The organism is Shimia aestuarii (genome assembly GCF_900114635.1).
GTDB classification, from domain to species: Bacteria; Pseudomonadota; Alphaproteobacteria; order Rhodobacterales; family Rhodobacteraceae; genus Shimia; species Shimia aestuarii.
In genome coordinates this window covers 61,121-79,177 of sequence record NZ_FOTQ01000005.1, presented here as the reverse complement: position 1 = coordinate 79,177, position 18,057 = coordinate 61,121, and the positions used below count along the sequence as shown (strand labels likewise).

The 18,057-nt window shown below is 60.2% G+C and carries 13 protein-coding genes and 1 tRNA gene; 10 read left to right on the top strand and 4 right to left on the bottom strand.

Annotated features, from left to right (window positions below; genetic code table 11):
- Positions 1-6: 6 nt before the first annotated feature.
- From zwf to pgi, 3 genes are read left to right on the top strand one after another with little or no spacing between them, the layout of a single operon-like run.
- A complete protein-coding gene (gene zwf, locus BMZ35_RS12885) occupies positions 7-1,458 on the top strand; it encodes a glucose-6-phosphate dehydrogenase (RefSeq protein ID WP_093094266.1) in 1,452 nt (483 codons plus the stop codon).
- The gene (pgl, locus tag BMZ35_RS12880) at positions 1,437-2,126 is read left to right on the top strand and encodes a 6-phosphogluconolactonase (protein ID WP_242654791.1); all 690 of its coding nucleotides are present in this window, start codon (positions 1,437-1,439) and stop codon (positions 2,124-2,126) included. Before zwf ends, pgl begins: the two co-directional genes overlap by 22 nt.
- Before the next feature lie 4 nt (positions 2,127-2,130).
- Positions 2,131-3,732: a glucose-6-phosphate isomerase gene (gene pgi / locus BMZ35_RS12875; protein WP_093094264.1), complete on the top strand. Its 1,602-nt coding sequence runs from the start codon at positions 2,131-2,133 to the stop codon at positions 3,730-3,732.
- A gap of 54 nt (positions 3,733-3,786) precedes the next feature.
- On the opposite strand, the gene BMZ35_RS12870 is transcribed toward pgi, so the two are convergent.
- A tRNA-Gly gene (locus tag BMZ35_RS12870) sits at positions 3,787-3,860 on the bottom strand.
- Between the two features lie 266 nt (positions 3,861-4,126).
- Positions 4,127-6,169 carry an ASKHA domain-containing protein gene (locus BMZ35_RS12865; protein ID WP_093094263.1) on the bottom strand — a complete coding sequence of 681 codons (2,043 nt, stop codon included), beginning with the start codon at positions 6,167-6,169 and terminating at the stop codon, positions 4,127-4,129.
- A gap of 239 nt (positions 6,170-6,408) precedes the next feature.
- Between BMZ35_RS12865 and guaB the strand changes: the two genes are divergently transcribed.
- From guaB to BMZ35_RS12850, 3 genes are all read left to right on the top strand, one after another.
- Positions 6,409-7,857 (top strand): IMP dehydrogenase, encoded by a 1,449-nt coding sequence (gene guaB / locus BMZ35_RS12860; RefSeq protein ID WP_093094262.1) that lies wholly within the window; start codon positions 6,409-6,411, stop codon positions 7,855-7,857.
- 4 nt (positions 7,858-7,861) lie between these two features.
- Entirely contained in the window at positions 7,862-9,013 is a 1,152-nt protein-coding gene (locus BMZ35_RS12855; protein ID WP_093094261.1) for an RsmB/NOP family class I SAM-dependent RNA methyltransferase, read from the top strand.
- 150 nt (positions 9,014-9,163) lie between these two features.
- Positions 9,164-11,446 (top strand): ATP-binding protein, encoded by a 2,283-nt coding sequence (locus tag BMZ35_RS12850; RefSeq protein WP_093094466.1) that lies wholly within the window; start codon positions 9,164-9,166, stop codon positions 11,444-11,446.
- On the opposite strand, the gene BMZ35_RS12845 is transcribed toward BMZ35_RS12850, so the two are convergent.
- On the bottom strand, positions 11,428-12,024 hold the full coding sequence (locus tag BMZ35_RS12845) for a sulfotransferase family 2 domain-containing protein (protein WP_093094465.1): 597 nt from the start codon (positions 12,022-12,024) through the stop codon (positions 11,428-11,430). The two genes, BMZ35_RS12850 and BMZ35_RS12845, sit on opposite strands and share 19 nt — an antisense overlap.
- Before the next feature lie 195 nt (positions 12,025-12,219).
- On the opposite strand from BMZ35_RS12845, the gene recA reads away from it, so the two are divergent.
- The 4 genes from recA (at position 12,220) to BMZ35_RS12825 (ending at position 16,912) form a co-directional block, all read left to right on the top strand.
- Positions 12,220-13,299, top strand: a complete 1,080-nt coding sequence (recA, locus tag BMZ35_RS12840) for a recombinase RecA (RefSeq protein ID WP_093094260.1) — start codon at positions 12,220-12,222, stop codon at positions 13,297-13,299.
- A 33-nt stretch (positions 13,300-13,332) separates the two neighbouring features.
- Entirely contained in the window at positions 13,333-13,863 is a 531-nt protein-coding gene (locus tag BMZ35_RS12835) for an MOSC domain-containing protein (protein WP_093094464.1), read from the top strand.
- 99 nt (positions 13,864-13,962) lie between these two features.
- Positions 13,963-16,620: an alanine--tRNA ligase gene (alaS, locus tag BMZ35_RS12830; RefSeq protein WP_093094259.1), complete on the top strand. Its 2,658-nt coding sequence runs from the start codon at positions 13,963-13,965 to the stop codon at positions 16,618-16,620.
- 4 nt (positions 16,621-16,624) lie between these two features.
- The gene (locus tag BMZ35_RS12825; RefSeq protein WP_093094258.1) at positions 16,625-16,912 is read left to right on the top strand and encodes a DUF1330 domain-containing protein; all 288 of its coding nucleotides are present in this window, start codon (positions 16,625-16,627) and stop codon (positions 16,910-16,912) included.
- A 64-nt stretch (positions 16,913-16,976) separates the two neighbouring features.
- Here BMZ35_RS12825 and BMZ35_RS12820 read toward each other — a convergent pair whose 3' ends face one another.
- A complete protein-coding gene (locus tag BMZ35_RS12820) occupies positions 16,977-18,029 on the bottom strand; it encodes a ligand-gated ion channel (RefSeq protein WP_093094257.1) in 1,053 nt (350 codons plus the stop codon).
- Positions 18,030-18,057 lie beyond the last annotated feature (28 nt).

Below are 18,057 nucleotides of genomic sequence, written 5' to 3'. Positions count from 1 at the left end.
GGGGCCATGGCATCGCGTATCATCCCGGTCGACACGTTCGATCTGGTCGTGTTTGGAGGTACGGGCGATCTTGCCCAGCGCAAGATCCTGCCCGCCCTGTTCAAGAGGTTTTGCGCCGGGCAGATGCCCCGGGGATCGCGCCTGATCGGCGCTGCGCGCACAACGATGGACGCGGCGGCCTATCGCGATTTCGTGCGCGGGGCGTTGTCGGAATTCGGCGGAGAGGCTGCGCTCGACCGATCCGCGGTCGATGCGTTCTGCGAAAAACTGACCTATGTTGCGATAGATGCCCGCGGGGATCAGGGCTGGGACACACTGTCGGGCATGATGGTGCCCGACCGGGTGTGTGCCTTTTACTACTCGGTTGGGCCGGGCCTGTTTTCGGATTTGTCACAGCGGCTGCACCGGCATGGGTTGGTGCATGCCAACACTCGGATCGTGGTAGAAAAACCATTTGGCCACGATCTGGATTCGGCACGTGCGCTCAACCGTGAGCTGTCGCAGCATTTCGAGGAAAGCCAGATCTACCGGATCGACCATTACCTTGGCAAGGAAACCGTGCAAAACCTGATGGTTGTACGATTCGGCAACATGCTTTTCGAACCGCTTTGGAATGCCCAGTATATCGACCATGTCCAGATCACAGTGGCCGAAACCGTTGGGGTACGCGGACGTGGAGAGTATTATGAAAACGCCGGCGCCATGCGGGACATGATGCAGAACCACCTGATGCAGCTGTTGTGTCTGACGGCGATGGAGCCGCCCGCGATGTTCGAGCCGGACGCGGTGCGCGACGAGAAACTCAAGGTGATCCGCGCGCTTGACGTGGTGCAGCCACACCATATCGTGCGTGGTCAGTACACGGCAGCGGACGGGCATTCCAGCTATCGCGAGGACGTGGACAACCCGCGGTCGAAAACCGAAAGCTTCATCGCGCTGAAATGCCATCTGAACAATTGGCGATGGGCGGGAACGCCATTTTACCTTCGTACCGGAAAAAGGTTAAAGGAGCGTGACAGCGAGATCACGGTGGTGTTCAAGGACACGCCGCATTCGATTTTTGGACCCGAGGCCGGACGCCATCGCAACGAGTTGACCATTCAGCTGCAGCCCGATGAGGGAATCACCCTTGGTGTCACCATCAAGGAGCCGGGGCCGGGCGGCATGCGGTTGATCGATGTGCCTTTGGACATGAGTTTCGCCGAGGCGCTGGGGCCGGATGCGGATTCGCCTGATGCCTATGAACGGCTGATCATGGACGTGATCCGAGGCAACCAGACCCTGTTCATGCGCAACGATGAGGTCGAGGCGGCCTGGGCCTGGACCGATCCGATCATTCGCGGCTGGGAAGCGCGTGGCGACGCCCCCAAGCCATATGATTCATTTTCCGCCGGACCGGACGATGCAGCCATGTTGATGCGACGGGACGGGCGCGAATGGAGAGGTATGAAGCATTGATCTTCAAGGAATATCCCGATTTCGACATGCTGGTTATGGATGTGGCCAGCGCGCTTGCCAACGATCTGAGCGAAGCACTGCATCACGAGGACAGGGTGCTGTTCGCGGTCCCCGGCGGAACGACGCCGGGTCCGGTATTCGATGCGCTGAGCGTGGCGGATCTGGATTGGGAGAGGGTGGATATTTGCCCGACGGATGAGCGATGGGTGCCGGAAATCAATCCGCGATCCAATGCCCGGTTGATCAAGGAGCGATTGCTGGTCAACCGCGCGATGGCGGCGCGGTTCCTGCCGCTTTATGCATCAGCCCTGCAGCCCGAAGACGTGTTGGCGGAGCTGGAGGCCATGATTGCCCCAAAGCTGCCCCTTGCGGTGGCGCTTTTGGGAATGGGTGCGGACATGCACACGGCGTCTTTGTTTCCCAAGGCACAGGGGCTTGAAAAAGCTTTGTCCGAGAATGCACCGATCCTCGTGCCGGTGCGGCGCGAGGACCTGCCTGAGACGCGCGTAACTCTGTCCGCGCGTGTGCTCGACGGAGCGATGCGAAAACACCTGTTGATACAGGGTGAGGACAAGCGCATAGCGCTTGAAAAGGCGCGCAAGCTGCGCGCCAAGGAGGCGCCGATACAATCCGTTCTGGATGGTGCAAATGTTCACTGGACGGTGTGATCCCATGTGGAAAGCGTTTGAGGATCTGCGCGCCGGCGCTGTGGAAACAAGGATAAGCGACCTGTTTGGACTCAATCCGAACAGAGCGGCGGATTTCACGGTGTGTTCTGATGGTCTTTGGTTCGACTATTCCAAAACCACGATTGACGGGCCCGCGCGGGCGAGTTTGATCGCTGTAGCGCAAGAGGCGGGTGTTGCGGCGTGTCGGGATGCCATGTTCCGTGGTGAAAGGATCAACAAAACCGAAGACCGTGCAGTGTTGCACACAGCGCTGCGCCGACGGGACGATGAACCGGTCCTTGTCGAAGGGGTGGATGTGTTGACCGAGGTCTCGGACACCCGCGCGCGAATGGCAACGTTTTGCCGCGCCGTGCGGGATGGGAGCTTTCCCGGCCACGGCATGCGTATCACCGACGTTGTCAATATCGGCATCGGGGGGTCCGACCTTGGCCCGCTGATGGCCGTGATGGCGCTTGCGCCGTATCATGAAGGGCCGCGTTGCCATTTCATTTCGAACGTAGATGGGGCCGACCTGACGGATACGCTTGCACCGCTGGACCCCGAAACGACGCTATTCATCGTGGCATCCAAGACTTTCACCACGCAGGAAACCATGCTGAACGCCCGATCGGCGCTGCAATGGGCCGGTGGGGACAAGGCATTGCAGCGGTTTGTCGCCATCTCCACGGCGGTCGACAAGTGCCAGGAGTTTGGCATTCCCGAAGAGCGGGTTTTTGGATTTGGCGATTGGGTTGGTGGGCGGTTTTCGGTTTGGGGACCGATCGGGCTGTCACTGATGCTCGCTATTGGTCCCGCCGCCTTTGATGGGTTTCTCGATGGCGGGCAGGCCATGGATCGGCATTTCCAAACGGCGCCATTCGAGGAGAACATGCCGGTTCTTCTTGCCCTTGTCGGATTATGGAACCAACAGGTTTGCGGGTACCCTACGCGTGCGGTTTTGCCTTATGAACAAAGGCTTGCGCGACTTCCAGCCTATCTGCAGCAGCTCGAGATGGAGTCCAACGGCAAGCGTGTTGCCATGAATGGCGAGACTCTTCCGGGTGTTGCCGGACCGATTGTCTGGGGCGAACCGGGTACCAACGGGCAACACGCCTTTTATCAGCTCATTCATCAGGGCCAGCAGGTGGTGCCGTGCGAATTCCTTGTCGGCGCGCAGGGGCATGAACCTGCATTGGCCGAACATCACCGCGCGCTTGTCGCCAATTGCCTTGCCCAGTCCGAGGCGCTTCTGAAGGGGCGCAGCGAAGCGGAAGCCCGCGCGCAGTTGGCGGCGCAAGGCGTGTCAGGACCGGAGCTTGAGAGATTGGCCAAACACAAAGTCTTTCCGGGCAACCGCCCGTCGACAACCTTGGTCTATCCCAAGCTAACCCCTTATGTTCTTGGGCAAATCATCGCCTTGTATGAACATCGCGTATTTGTTGAAGGGGTGATCTACGGGATCAATTCCTTTGACCAGTGGGGGGTGGAACTGGGCAAGGAACTAGCCGGGGGGCTTGTTCCGGCGATGGCGGGCATGGCACCGCCGGAAGGCACGAGTGCGTCAACGCGCGCTCTTCTGGCGCATGTTCTGAGCTTTGTGCATTGAGCATGACCAAACCGCACCCGTTCGGTGATGTGGCAATCCGAATTTGAGGAGGGGTGGAGCGGGTGAAGGGAATCGAACCCTCGTATGCAGCTTGGGAAGCTGCCGTTCTACCATTGAACTACACCCGCAGCGACGCTTTAGGTAAATGAGCCGCGCGCGGGGGTCAAGCAGGGAAAATGCGCGCTTTCCAGATTTGGGTGCGAATCGAAGGTTAACACACTGAAAAAAGGCGAAAATGGCGGTTCGGTATCGCGTCGGTTTTACGTCGGTATTACGTCGGTATCGGATCGGCGAAATCCCGGCGTTACCGCGGCGCGCGGTGGAGAAAGGCGGCGTCAACGCTTGCGCGAGAGGCCGCCTGTTTGTCACCCTGATCTGGTCGAGGTGGCGCGTGTCAGCCACGCCGACGGCGTCGACGTCCGCCGCCTGCGGCCTCGCCGCTGCCGCCGGTGTTGAAGCTTGGCTCGGGGAGGGTCAAGACGCTGCGCAGTACGGGGTAGGGTTCGACCGCATTGGGCATGGCCGACGCGTTGACAAAATGCTCCTGGAAGCGCGGCTCGACGGCGGTTTCGACTTTTTCGATCTTGCGCACGAGGGTTTCGATCTGCGTGCGCGCTGCGCGGTTCAAAAGCGCGATACGCGCGCCGGTGCCAGCGGCGTTGCCCGCAGAGGTGACCTTGTCGAGCGGGCAATCGGGGATCATGCCCAGAACCATCGCGTGTTTGGCCGAGATATGCGCGCCAAAGGCCCCGGCAAGAACCACGCGATCCACGGTATCCACGCCGCGCTTGTCCATCAGCAGGCGTGCTCCCGAATAGAGCGCGGCCTTGGCCATCTGGATCGCACGAATATCGCCGTTGGTGATGGTGATCGGGCCGTGATCGGCGTCGCCGTCCCACAGGCGATAGGAATGGGTGCGCCCGTCCGCGAAACAGCGCGACGTGCCGGTTTGCTCTGCCGAGCCGATCAGGCCGCTGGCATCGACAATCCCGGCCATGCGCATTTCGGCAATGACCTCGATAATGCCCGAGCCACAGATGCCGGTCACACCGGTGGCGCCAATGGCCGCGTCAAACCCGTCTTCGTCGGACCAGAGATCGACGCCGATGACGCGGAAGCGGGGTTCCTTGGTGACGGGATCGATTTCCACGCGCTCGATGGCGCCGGGGGCGGCGCGCTGTCCGGCGCTTATCTGGGCGCCTTCAAAGGCGGGACCGGTCGGCGAGGAACAGGCCTGAACCCCGTTGCGGTCGCCCAGTAGGATTTCGGCGTTGGTGCCGACATCGACCACGAGGACGAGGTCTTCGGACCTGTCGGGGGCTTCGGAGAGCGCGACGCCCGCGGCATCTGCACCAACATGCCCCGCGATACAGGGCAGGATATAGGCGCGGGTGCCGGGGGCGATGTCGAGACCGATGTCTGTGGCGTTCAGCGACAGCGCATCCGAGGTGGCCAGTGCGAAGGGGGCCTGTCCGAGTTCGAACGGGTCGATGCCAAGGAACAGGTGGTGCATGACCGGGTTCATCACAAAGACCGCGTCCAGAATCTGGGATTTGTCGGCCCCGGCCTCGGACGCGATGTCGGTCACAAGCTGGTTCAGACCGGCGCGCACGGCCCCGGTCATCTCATGGTCGCCGCCCTTGTTCATCATCGCATAGGATACCCGGCTCATCAGGTCTTCGCCAAAGCGGATTTGCGGGTTCATCAACCCAGATGAGGCCACGACCTCGCCGGTGGAGAGGTTACAGAGGTGCCCCGCGATGGTGGTCGAACCAAGATCCACGGCCAGACCGTAGACCGGGCCGTCGAAATAACCCGGCCAGAGGGCGATCACACGCGGCGTCGCGCCGTCGCGACCGCGGTGAATGGCGGCGGTCACGGTCCAGTTGCCCTTGCGCAGGATCGGCTGTAGCGGGCGCAGAAGGTGGGTGTCGAGTTCGATATTGTTTTCGCCCGTGGCGACGCGCAGCGCCTGCAACAGGCGCTCAAGATCGCCCGAGGGTTTGTGCATGTCCGGTTCAACCACCTCGACATAGGTCAGGTGCACGGTGGGATCGAGAGTGATCTCGCGGACCTCGGCGCGTTTGCGCACCACTTGCTTGTGAACCTGGCTTTCGGGGGGGACGTCGATCACGACATCGCCCTGAACCGTCGCCTGACACCCGAGACGCCGCCCCTTGGGCAGGCCGCGTTTCTGGTCATAGCGTTCTTCCACGGCGTTCCACTCGGAAAGCGCGGTGTCGTGTACCGTCACCCCGTGTTTGGGAAATTCGCCATAGGACGGCGTGATCTGGCATTTCGAGCAGATGCCACGGCCACCACAGACCGAGTCCAGATCGACGCCAAGCTGACGGGCGGCGGTGAGGATCGGGGTGCCAACCGGGAAATGCCCACGCTTGCCCGAAGGCGTGAAGATCACGAGGGGATCACTGCTCATGGAACGGTCCTTGGATAGGTGGTTTCTGTTCGCGTGTTTCGACCATATCTGGCGCGGGCATTAAGGAAAGGCAAGGCGCGGCACAGTTTGCTCTGGAAGCGGCATCTGACCCGCCAATCCCGCGATTTTGCGCCCAGATGCCCCGATGCGCGCTGGCAAGGGGCGATTTAGGGGTTTTCCACAAGGCACACCCATGTAATAGGGAGGCGTCAAACGAGGTTCCCCCAAGGAGATGTGTGATGGAGATTCGTGAGGCGCTTACTTTCGATGATGTTCTGCTGGTTCCGGCCGCTTCGGCGGTGCTGCCGTCTACGGCGGATACGCGCACTCATGTGACAAAATCCATCGCGTTGAACATCCCGCTTCTGAGCTCGGCCATGGACACTGTCACCGAGAGCCGCATGGCGATTGCCATGGCACAGGCCGGGGGCATGGGGGTCATTCACAAGAACCTTGATGTCGAGGCCCAGGCCCGCGAAGTGCGCCGGGTGAAGCGGTTTGAATCCGGGATTGTTTACAACCCCGTCACGCTGCGCGCGGATCAGACGCTGGCCGACGCCAAGGCGCTGATCGAGCGGTACAACTTCACGGGGTTCCCGGTGGTGGATGACAAGGGTCATGTGGTCGGCATCGTGACCAACCGTGACATGCGCTTTGCCAGCTCGGATGACACGCCGGTGCACGCGATGATGACCAGCAATGACCTCGCGATGCTGGCGGAACCGGCGGATCTTGAAGAAGCCAAGAGCCTGATGCGGGCGCGCCGGATCGAAAAGCTGCTTGTGCATAACGGCAAGGGCAAGCTGACCGGGCTTTTGACCCTCAAGGATACGGAACAGGCCGTTCTGAACCCGACCGCCTGCAAAGACGATCTGGGCCGGTTGCGGGTGGCTGCGGCGAGTTCGGTTGGGGATTCGGGCTTTGAGCGCTCAGAGGCGCTGATCGATGCGGGCGTGGATATCGTGGTGGTGGACACGGCGCACGGCCATTCCGAAGGCGTGATCGAAGCCGTCAAGCGCATCAAGGCGCAGTCCAACCAGGTGCAGGTGATCGCGGGCAACGTGGCCACCAGCGAGGCGACCAAGGCGTTGATTGATGCCGGGGCCGATGCGGTCAAGGTGGGGATCGGGCCGGGTTCGATCTGTACGACGCGCATGGTGGCTGGTGTTGGTGTGCCGCAACTCACCGCGATCAGCGATTGTGCCAAGGCGGCCGGGGATGTGCCGGTGATCGCCGATGGCGGGATCAAGTTCTCGGGCGATTTTGCCAAGGCCATTGCCGCGGGCGCAAGCTGTGCCATGGTGGGTTCGATGATCGCAGGCACCGATGAAAGCCCCGGAGAAGTTATTCTTTATCAAGGCCGTAGCTTTAAGAGCTACCGTGGCATGGGCTCGCTTGGGGCGATGGCGCGTGGCTCGGCGGATCGCTATTTCCAGAAGGACGCGGCCAGCGACAAGCTTGTGCCGGAAGGGATCGAGGGGCAGGTGCCCTATAAGGGGCCAGCAGGCACGGTGATCCACCAGCTTGTCGGGGGCTTGCGCGCCGCGATGGGGTACACCGGCAACGCGACGGTGGCAGACATGCGCAGGAATTGCCAGTTCGTGAAGATCACGGGGGCGGGGCTCAAGGAAAGCCACGTGCATGACGTGCAGATCACCCGCGAGAGCCCGAACTACCGGATCGGCTGATGTGATGACACCGGCGGCGCGGGTTCAGACGGCGATTGAGCTTCTGGACGACATTCTCGCAGGGACTCCGGCGGAAAAGGCCCTGACAGGCTGGGCGCGGCGGAGCCGGTTTGCTGGGTCGAAGGACCGCGCGGCGGTGCGCGATCATGTCTTTGACGCGCTGCGCCGCCGCAACTCTGCCGCAGCGCAGGGCGGCAGCCTGACGGGGCGCGGGCTGATGATCGGGGTTCTGCGTCAGGATGGCGTGGACGTCCCGACGATTTTTACCGGACAGACCTATGCGCCCGCCGTGCTGAGTGATGGCGAAGCGTCTGATAATGTTGGTGAATATTCCGAAGATGTGCCGGAGTGGATTCTGCCTTTCATGAGATCTGGCCTTGGATCGTCGTTTGAAACCAGCCTTGACCATTTGCGTCGGCGCGCGCCGGTGGCGCTTCGCGTGAACCTGCGCAAAGGAAGCGTGGCGTCGGCCCGTCGGAAATTGCAGGACGAACGTATTGAGACCCGAGGCAGCGATCTTGCAGCGACGGCCCTGATCGTGGAAAGCGGCGCGCGCAAGGTCGCGCAGAGCGCTGCCTATCGCGACGGTCTTGTGGAATTGCAGGATGCGTCGAGCCAAGCGGCCGTTGCCGCGCTGCCGCTCGAAAATGATATGCGCGTTCTGGACTATTGCGCCGGGGGCGGGGGCAAGGTTCTGGCCATGGCGGGACGGGCAAAGGCGCGGTTTTTTGCCCATGATGCTGATCCCGGGCGTATGCGCGATCTGCCTGCACGCGCAGCCAGGGCGGGCGTGACTGTGACGCAAACCGAGGCGCCCGCAGGACAGGCGCCCTATGATCTTGTGCTGTGTGATGTGCCCTGTTCAGGCAGCGGAACATGGCGCCGTACGCCGGATGCGAAATGGCGGTTTCAACCGGCGGACCTTGACCGTCTTGTCGGTATCCAGGCCGGCATTCTGGACACAGCGTCTGAATTTGTCGCCAAGGGTGGTGTGCTTGCCTATGCCACCTGTTCGGTGCTGCCACAGGAAAACAGGGATCAGATCGCGGATTTCCTGAGCAGACATGAAGATTGGCGCTGTGAGACGCAAACGCAATTGCCGGTAAGCCGGGATGGCGACGGGTTCTTCTTTGCGGTGTTGACGCGAAATACCTGACTCGGTATTCAACCTTTGGTAGTTCTTCCAGTTGTTAAGGTGCTGTTAAGCAACCTTTGCGACCCTGCGCTACAAACAAGGGTGTAGAAGGACACGGGTTCACAGGTGTCTCGATCAGTTTCAGAACAGGTGATCGGCGCCACGGATGGGATGTGGCGCATTTCCGGCGCGTTGATCGCGACCGGTCTCGGGGCGCTGGCCATGGCCGCGATCCTAGGGCAGGGTTCTGCACGCGATGTATTCCTTCTTGTGGGCAGTGTGCTTGGCTTTCTACTAATTGGGACCGCCGGTGCACGAGGATGGGCACGATGGCGCAGGGCGCGCGACGTCGCATCGTTTCGTACGATGATGCTGCACGACCCCGAAGCGCGTTGGCTTAGCACCGCATCGGGGGACATTCTTCATGCAAACCCAAAGGCCATCACCCTCTTCGGAACGTTGCCGGATGTGCCCAATATGCGCCTGTTGTTCGATCAACTGCTTGCCGGCCGCGGTGATGTCGTGTCCGAGTTGCTTCAAGACAACTGTATACATGAGTTTACAGAGCGGGAATTTGATCTTCAAAACAATATTCTACGGGTAACAGTCCACCCGATTGAGCGCGCTTTGTTTTGCTGGTCGATGACGACAGAGAAATTTCGGAGCGATCATGGCGGTGAAGGCGAGCTGGCTCAGGTGCCAGCGTTGAGCGTGAAAGCCTCCGGTGACATCCTGTTCATGAACAAGGCGGCGCGGGCGCTTCTGGGTGAGGAAAAGACGCATGTCTCGCAGGTGCTGAGGGACGCGTTAATCGATCAGGCGGATACGCGGACGGTCATGACGGCTGGCGGAGAAAGGCAATGTCTGGTCGGGGCATTCGATCAGGTCGAGGGGCGGCGCGCAATCTATCTTCTGCCGACCGAAGTGCCGACCGTGCAAAAAGGCGTGATCCAGTTCGATGAATTGCCGGTGGCCTTGCTCAAAGTGCGCAGGGACGGGCGGGTCGAAATGGCCAACCGGGCCGCGCGCCGCTTGATCCATATGGAAATAGGTTCGGAGACCAACGTTGGCGATCTCATGGAGGGTTTGGGGCGGTCGATCCGGGATTGGCTGAACGAAGCTGCAACCGGGCACGGTTCGAATCATTCAGAGTTCCTGCGCCTGAAGCGGAGTGACCGGGAGGTTTTCGTGCAGGTGGGCCTGAATCGTGTCATTGAGGGTGATACCAGTTCGCTGATTGCGGTGTTGAGTGACGCGACCGAACTCAAGACCCTTGAAGCGCAATTCGTGCAAAGCCAGAAGATGCAGGCCATCGGCCAGCTAGCGGGCGGCGTGGCGCATGACTTCAACAATCTTTTGACTGCAATATCAGGGCATTGCGACCTGTTGTTGTTGCGACACGATCAAGGAGATCCCGATTTTGGCGATCTCGTGCAGATCAACCAGAATGCCAACCGCGCCGCGGCCTTGGTGGGGCAGCTTCTGGCGTTTTCGCGCAAACAGAACCTGCGGCCCGAGGTTCTCGACCTGCGCAATACACTGTCGGACCTGACGCATCTACTTAACCGTTTGGTGGGGGAGCGGGTCAGTCTCATTCTCTCCAATGATCCGGAACTGCCCACGATCCGCGCCGACAAGCGGCAGCTCGAACAGGTGTTGATGAACCTCGTTGTGAACGCCCGCGACGCCATGCCTGGCGGGGGCGAGATCCGTATCCTGACCGAGAAACTTGTCCTTTCCACGCCGCTGGAGCGGGATCGCGTGACGGTGCCCAAGGGGGAGTATGTCAGCGTCAAGGTTGCGGATGACGGAACAGGAATCGCGCCTGACAAACTGCAGAAAGTGTTTGAACCCTTTTACACGACCAAGCGCACCGGTGAGGGCACAGGGCTGGGGCTCTCCACGGCCTATGGCATCGTGAAGCAGACGGGCGGGTATATCTTTGTCGATAGCACGATCGGGATCGGCACGATCTTTACGCTGTTGTTTCCAATTCATGAATTCAGCGGTTCAGAAGTTGCGGCACCACAGGCCGAGCGCCTCGAACCCAACGCATATTCAGCCCAGAAGGACGGCGTCGTTCTGTTGGTGGAAGACGAGGCACCCGTGCGCTCGTTTGCGTCTCGCGCCCTGCGGCTGCGGGGCTTTACCGTTCTGGAGGCCGGTTCCGGGGAAGAGGCGCTGGACCTGCTGAAAAACGAGGCGCCGGTCGTTGATCTTTTTGTGACGGATGTGATCATGCCGGGGCTGGACGGGCCTGGCTGGGTGCGCCAGGCGCGCCGTGATTATCCGCAGACGCCGGTGATTTTTGTGTCGGGTTATGCTGAGGACAGCTTCTCTGACGATCAGTCGCAGATAGAGAACTCGAGCTTCCTTCCAAAACCGTTTTCCCTGTCCGATCTCACAAAAGCGGTTCAGGAGCAGGTGGGATTGGCTCAGGAGACGCTTTCATAAAGCTCAAACTCGCTCTGGAATTTGCGTCGGAACCGCGCCTCGGTTTCGGGAGACAGGTCAAGATCGGCACGTGGCGAGATATTGTGGCGCTCGATTTGAACTGGGTGGCCAAGCCGGTCTTCCAGAAAGGCCAGCAGTCGTGGTTGATTCTCATATCGGAAAAGGTGGTCCACGCGCAGACCGTTGGGGCGCGGTTCAAGGAATTTCGATTGCCGGCCTACATTGGCATGTGGCGGCTGATCACCCCGCATGTAGTCCTGTACAAATGCATCAAAGCTGATGCCGTGCGTGGAATTGGGCCTCCCTTTCATGAAATCACGCTGCCGATAACGATACCAACTCGACAACCAGCTGATCGGTTCGCGCACAACAGCCATGGTTTCAAGGTCGGTCGTGTTACAGGCCCGTTCGAACATGGGGCGGAAAAACCGGTTGTAGCGGTAGAGCGGCGCGTGCTTGAGCTCGGGCGGGTTGGACACCACAATGTCGGCGAATGGCGCCAGCGCCGCCTCAATTGCGGTTGTCCCGGTCTTGGGCACCGATAGGAACACCAGCTTTTTGTTCCAGAACACAAGCATTTGCACGGCCTCATACACAGGTTTTGTCAGTTATTCTTGAGGCATAAACTACTCCTTAACACTTCGAGGCAAAAGCTGTTTGGGTAAAATTCTATTGAAATGTTCTCTTTTTGATCTCATAAGGATTGAGAACAAGAGGTGAACGCAGGCAATGATTGCCGCCCGTCGACGGGTGTGGAATAAGGAAGCAAGCAAATGGCAACGGCAGATCTATTAACGATGAGCAGCAAATCTTCCACGGATAAACAAAAGGCGCTGGACAGCGCACTGGCCCAGATCGAACGGCAGTTCGGCAAGGGGTCGATCATGAAACTGGGCGCGGACAATCCGATCCAGGAGATCGAGGCGACCTCGACCGGATCGCTGAGCCTTGACATCGCGCTGGGTATTGGCGGCCTGCCCAAGGGGCGGATCATCGAGATTTACGGGCCGGAAAGCTCGGGCAAGACCACGCTGACGTTGCACTGTATTGCCGAGGAGCAGAAGAAGGGCGGCGTTTGCGCCTTTGTCGACGCGGAACACGCGCTGGACCCGCAATATGCCAAGCGGCTGGGTGTGAACCTGGACGAGTTGCTGATTTCGCAGCCCGACACTGGCGAACAGGCGCTTGAGATCACTGACACGCTGGTGCGGTCAGGGGCGGTGAACATGGTGGTGGTCGATTCGGTTGCCGCGCTCACCCCCAAATCGGAACTGGAAGGTGACATGGGCGATAGCAGTGTCGGCGTGCAGGCCCGACTGATGAGCCAGGCCATGCGCAAGCTGACCGGATCGATCGCGCGCTCCAACTGCATGGTGATCTTCATCAACCAGATCCGCATGAAGATCGGCGTGATGTTTGGCTCACCGGAAACCACGACCGGGGGCAATGCTCTCAAGTTCTATAGCTCGGTGCGCCTTGATATCCGCCGGATCGGCTCGATCAAGGACCGGGACGAGATCGTGGGCAACCAGACCCGTGTCAAGGTGGTCAAGAACAAGGTGGCGCCGCCGTTCAAACAGGTCGAGTTCGACATCATGTATGGTGATGGCATTTCGAAGACCGGCGAGCTTCTGGATCTTGGTGTGAAGGCGGGTATCGTGGCCAAATCCGGATCCTGGTTCAGCTATGGGGATGAGCGGATCGGTCAGGGGCGAGAAAATGCCAAGACCTTCCTCAAGGAAAACAACCGAGTGGCGCTTGAGATCGAAGACAAGATCCGTGCGGCGCACGGTCTTGATTTCGACATGCCGCCGGGAAGCGCCGAGGATGACGACGCGCTTCTGGAAGGCTGACGGCCTGTGTCGCATGTGACGCTAGACGAATTGATGCGGGCATTGCCCGAGGTGATGGCCGCTCTGAAAGACGGGGCGGCCATTGACATGTTGTGTCTGCGCCCTGCACGGAACCAGCGCAGGTTCGTGGATGAAATGACCCTGACCCGTGCGGAGGGTATTCCGGGCGAACGCTGGAAATCCGAACCTTGGCTGCGCACAGACGACGGCGCGCCGCATCCCGGTATTCAGGTCTCGATCCTGCCACGTCGGGTGCTGGACCTTGTCTGGCGCGATCGGGAAAATGTTCTGCATCCCGGAGACACGTTTGTCGCGGATATGGACATGTCACTGGAGAACCTGCCCGTCGGACAGTTGCTCGACGTCGGGACGGCGGTGCTCCGGGTTTCGGACGTGTTCAATGACGGATGCGTCAAGTGGAAGGCACGCTATGGCGCGGCGGCCAAGGACTGGATTACAGCGCCGGGGCACCCCGCGCTGCGCTTGCGTGGCATATTGTGCAGTATCGAGCAGGACGGGGTGATCCGGACGGGCGATATCCTGAAAAAGCGCGAGGCGGATTGAGCCAGCGGGACGCGCGCGCGCTTTGACATGTGGACAGGCGCGGGCAGGGGCATTAAACCCGCACGCACACGAATTCCTTCCGCGAGAGATCCCGAGAACATGCCCATCCTGAACGACATCCGGTCGACCTTTCTGAACTACTTTGCCAAACAGGGCCACGAGGTGGTGCAATCCTCTCCGCTCGTGCCGCGCAATGACCCGACGCTCATGTTCACCAACTCTGGCATGGTTCAGTTCAAGAACCTGTTTACCGGGGTCGAACACCGCGATTACAAGCGCGCCACGACCAGCCAGAAATGCGTGCGCGCCGGGGGCAAGCATAACGACCTCGACAACGTGGGTTACACGGCGCGCCACCACACGTTTTTCGAGATGCTCGGCAACTTTTCCTTTGGTGACTACTTCAAGGATGACGCGATCCCCTTTGCGTGGGAATTGATCACCAAGGATTTCGGCATCGACAAAAGCCGCCTTTACACGACGGTCTATCACACCGACGACGAAGCCTTTGAAATCTGGAAGAAAGTGGGTGTTCCGGAGGACCGGATCATCCGGATCGCGACGTCGGACAATTTCTGGCAGATGGGGCCGACAGGTCCGTGCGGTCCGTGCACCGAGATCTTCTATGACCATGGCGATCACATCTGGGGTGGCCCTCCGGGCAGCCCGGAAGAGGATGGCGACCGATTCATCGAGATATGGAACATCGTTTTCATGCAGAACGAGCAGTTCGAGGACGGCTCGATGCGCGCGTTGGACATGCAGTCGATCGACACGGGCATGGGGCTCGAACGGATTGGCGCGCTGTTGCAAGGGTCGCATGACAACTATGACACCGACCTGTTCAAGTCGCTGATCGAGGCGTCTGCCAATGCGACGTCGACTGATCCTTATGGCGATCAGAACGTGCATCACCGCGTCATTGCCGACCACCTGCGTTCGACCTCGTTCCTGATTGCGGACGGGGTAATGCCGTCCAATGACGGGCGCGGCTATGTTTTGCGCCGGATCATGCGCCGCGCCATGCGTCACGCGCATCTTCTGGGCGCAAAGGATCCGGTCATGCACCGGCTGGTGCCGTCGCTGGTCAGCCAGATGGGCGCAGCCTATCCCGAGCTTGGACAGGCGCAGGCGTTGATCGAGGAAACACTGCGGCTCGAAGAGACCCGGTTCAAGCAGACGCTGGATCGGGGGCTGAAACTGCTGGACGACGAATTGGCGGGTCTTGAAGAAGGCGCGCCGCTGGCCGGGGAAGCCGCGTTCAAGCTTTACGACACTTACGGGTTCCCGCTGGATCTCACGCAGGACGCGCTGCGCGAAAAGGGGCGCGAGGTGGACACCGACGGGTTCGACGCGGCCATGGCCGAACAGAAAGCCAAGGCGCGTGCCGCATGGGCTGGTTCGGGCGAAGCGGCGGACAGCACGATCTGGTTCGACATTGCCGAGCACAAGGGAACCACGGATTTCCTAGGCTATGACACCGAGACCGCCGAAGGGCAGGTTACTGCGCTGGTCAAGGACGGGGCCGAGGTGGACAAGGCCGTGAAAGGTGACACGGTTCAAATCGTTCTGAACCAATCGCCGTTCTATGCCGAGAGCGGCGGTCAGGTGGGCGACACCGGCACGGTAAAAACCGAGGGTGGTTTGGCCGAGGTCACGGATACTCGCAAGGCGGCCGGTGTATTCATCCATGTTGCAGAAGTTGTCGAAGGCGAGATCGAAGTGGGCGCCGGAGCGGTTCTTGAGGTGGATCATGCGCGCCGCACGGCCATTCGGGCCAACCACTCGGCCACACACCTGCTGCACGAAGCGCTTCGCGAAACGCTGGGAGATCACGTGGCGCAGCGCGGCTCGCTCAATGCAGATGACCGTCTGCGGTTTGACTTCAGCCATGCCAAGGCGTTGACGGCGGAAGAACTGCACAAGGTCGGCACCGATGTGAACGCCTATATCCGTCAGAATGCGCCGGTGGAAACCCGGATCATGACCCCGGATGATGCGCGCGAGATCGGGGCGCAGGCCCTGTTCGGTGAAAAATACGGCGACGAAGTGCGCGTGGTGTCGATGGGCCGTGCCGATACCGGCAAAGGGCTGGATGGGATGACCTATTCGATCGAACTTTGCGGCGGCACGCATGTCAAACAGACCGGCGATATCGGGGTGTTTGTACTCTTGGGCGACAGCGCGTCGTCGGCTGGTGTGCGCCGGATCGAAGCGCTGACCGGAGCCGCGGCGTTTGAACATCTGGAGCGTGAAGCACGCCGGATGGGCGAGGTGGCCGGGGCGCTCAAGGCACAGCCCGAGGACGTGCTTGACCGCCTCAAAGCGCTGATGGATGAGCGCAAGACGCTGCAGAACGAAGTGGCGCAGCTGCGGCGCGAGCTGGCGATGGCCGGCGGTGCCGGGCAGGGTGCCGCGCCCGAGGACAAGCAGATCGCGGGCATCAAGTTCTTTGCGCAGGTTCTGTCGGGGGTGACGGGCAAAGACCTGCCGCCGCTGATCGACGAGCACAAGGCGCGTATGGAAAGCGGTGCGGTCTTGCTGATAGCCGATGCAGGCGACAAGGTGGCCGTGGCCGCCGGGGTGACCCAGGACCTCACCGGGGCAGTTTCGGCTGTTGATCTGGTGCGCGCCGCAGTCGAGGCCCTTGGCGGCAAGGGCGGCGGTGGTCGCCCGGACATGGCGCAGGGTGGCGCCAAGGATGCAAGCAATGCCGAGGCCGCTGTCGCAGCCGCCGAGGCCGTGATCGGAGGATAAGGATATGGGTGCACTCTGGATTGCCCACGTGACCGTGACGGATGACGAAGCCTATGGCAAATACGCAGCCCTTGCGGGGCCGGCCATTGCCAAGCACGGTGGCAAGTTCATCGCGCGCGGTGGCCGTTTCGTGCAGCTAGAGGGTAAGGAACGCCCGCGCAATGTCGTGGCGACCTTCCCGGACGTCGATACGGCGGTGGCCTGCTATCACAGCCCGGAATACCAAGAGGCGCTGAACCACGCGCGCGGGGCATCCGAACGTGAGTTGATGGTGGTGGAAACCACCGAATAAGCTTGAACAAACAACGATTCAGGGGCCGTGGGGTAATCTCTCGCGGCCCCTTTTTTTGCGGCGCTCAGATCAGGTAGAACCGGACCGCCCAGAACAGGAACCCGAGATACATCAGCGGATAGACCCAGACGATCAGGTACATGTCGATTTTGCGGGCCAGCACCTCGCGATCCATCAGCTTGAGACGTCGCAGAGCAATATTCACGAGCACCATGGACCCGGTAATGATGAACATGCCGACCAGCAGCATATCCATGAAGGTCAGGTAACCAAGCTTGGGCAGGGTGGTCGAGATGGCGAAGTTGAAGGCCACGAACACGAGCAGGTTGGCGTTCGCCATGTCGATCCGGCGCCTGTACTCTTCGAGAAAGAAGGTCGCCCACGACACGAAAAGAATGATGATCAGCGGCAGCATGAAGCGCAAAAGGTAGTATTGAACGTGGCGCTTGGCCTCAAAGGACAGCTGCACCTGAGAGGATTCCTGTCCGGTAAGGCCTTCGACCATGGTTGCCGAAATGCGCGGGCTGTGCATGATCCATTCTTCTTCGCCAAGAAGATCGCCCAGACCGGAGAGATCCTCCAAAGGATGATACTCAACATATCTCAGCGGGAAGATCGAAGAAACTTCTATGAAAAACTTTTGACTATCAAAGGGATATTTCTTGAAGTTAAAGTACGGCGCCTGAAAAGTGGCAGAGAAGCGTTCGACAAACGTCACATTGCCTTCGTTGCTGACCACCAGTTGTGACTGTTGGACGAAACGCCGCCCCTGTTGGTTCCGGATCAGGAAAATCGGAACCAGGGCTTTTTTCTCGTGAGCGTAGTTGCGGAAATCGTCGACGTTGAAGCTGCGCAGGGAATAGCCGTGTTCGGCCGCATCAAAAGCAAGTGCGGGATCGGTGTAGCGCATGACGAGGGTGCCGACGGCGCCAAAGTTCTCCGCTTGCTGGTCGACAAAGGTGATCTGGTCAATCTTGATTGCGACATCTACGTCAAGCTTGCCCACGGTCTGCTCCGCGATTTCGGCAGTAATACTGCCGAGACCTTCGGCTTGGGCGCGTTGGAACGGGCCGCCAACAAGACAGAGAACAAGGAAAAACACGGAAAAAAGTCGCATGGGCAGGTCATTTGGCAGCAAACAATTA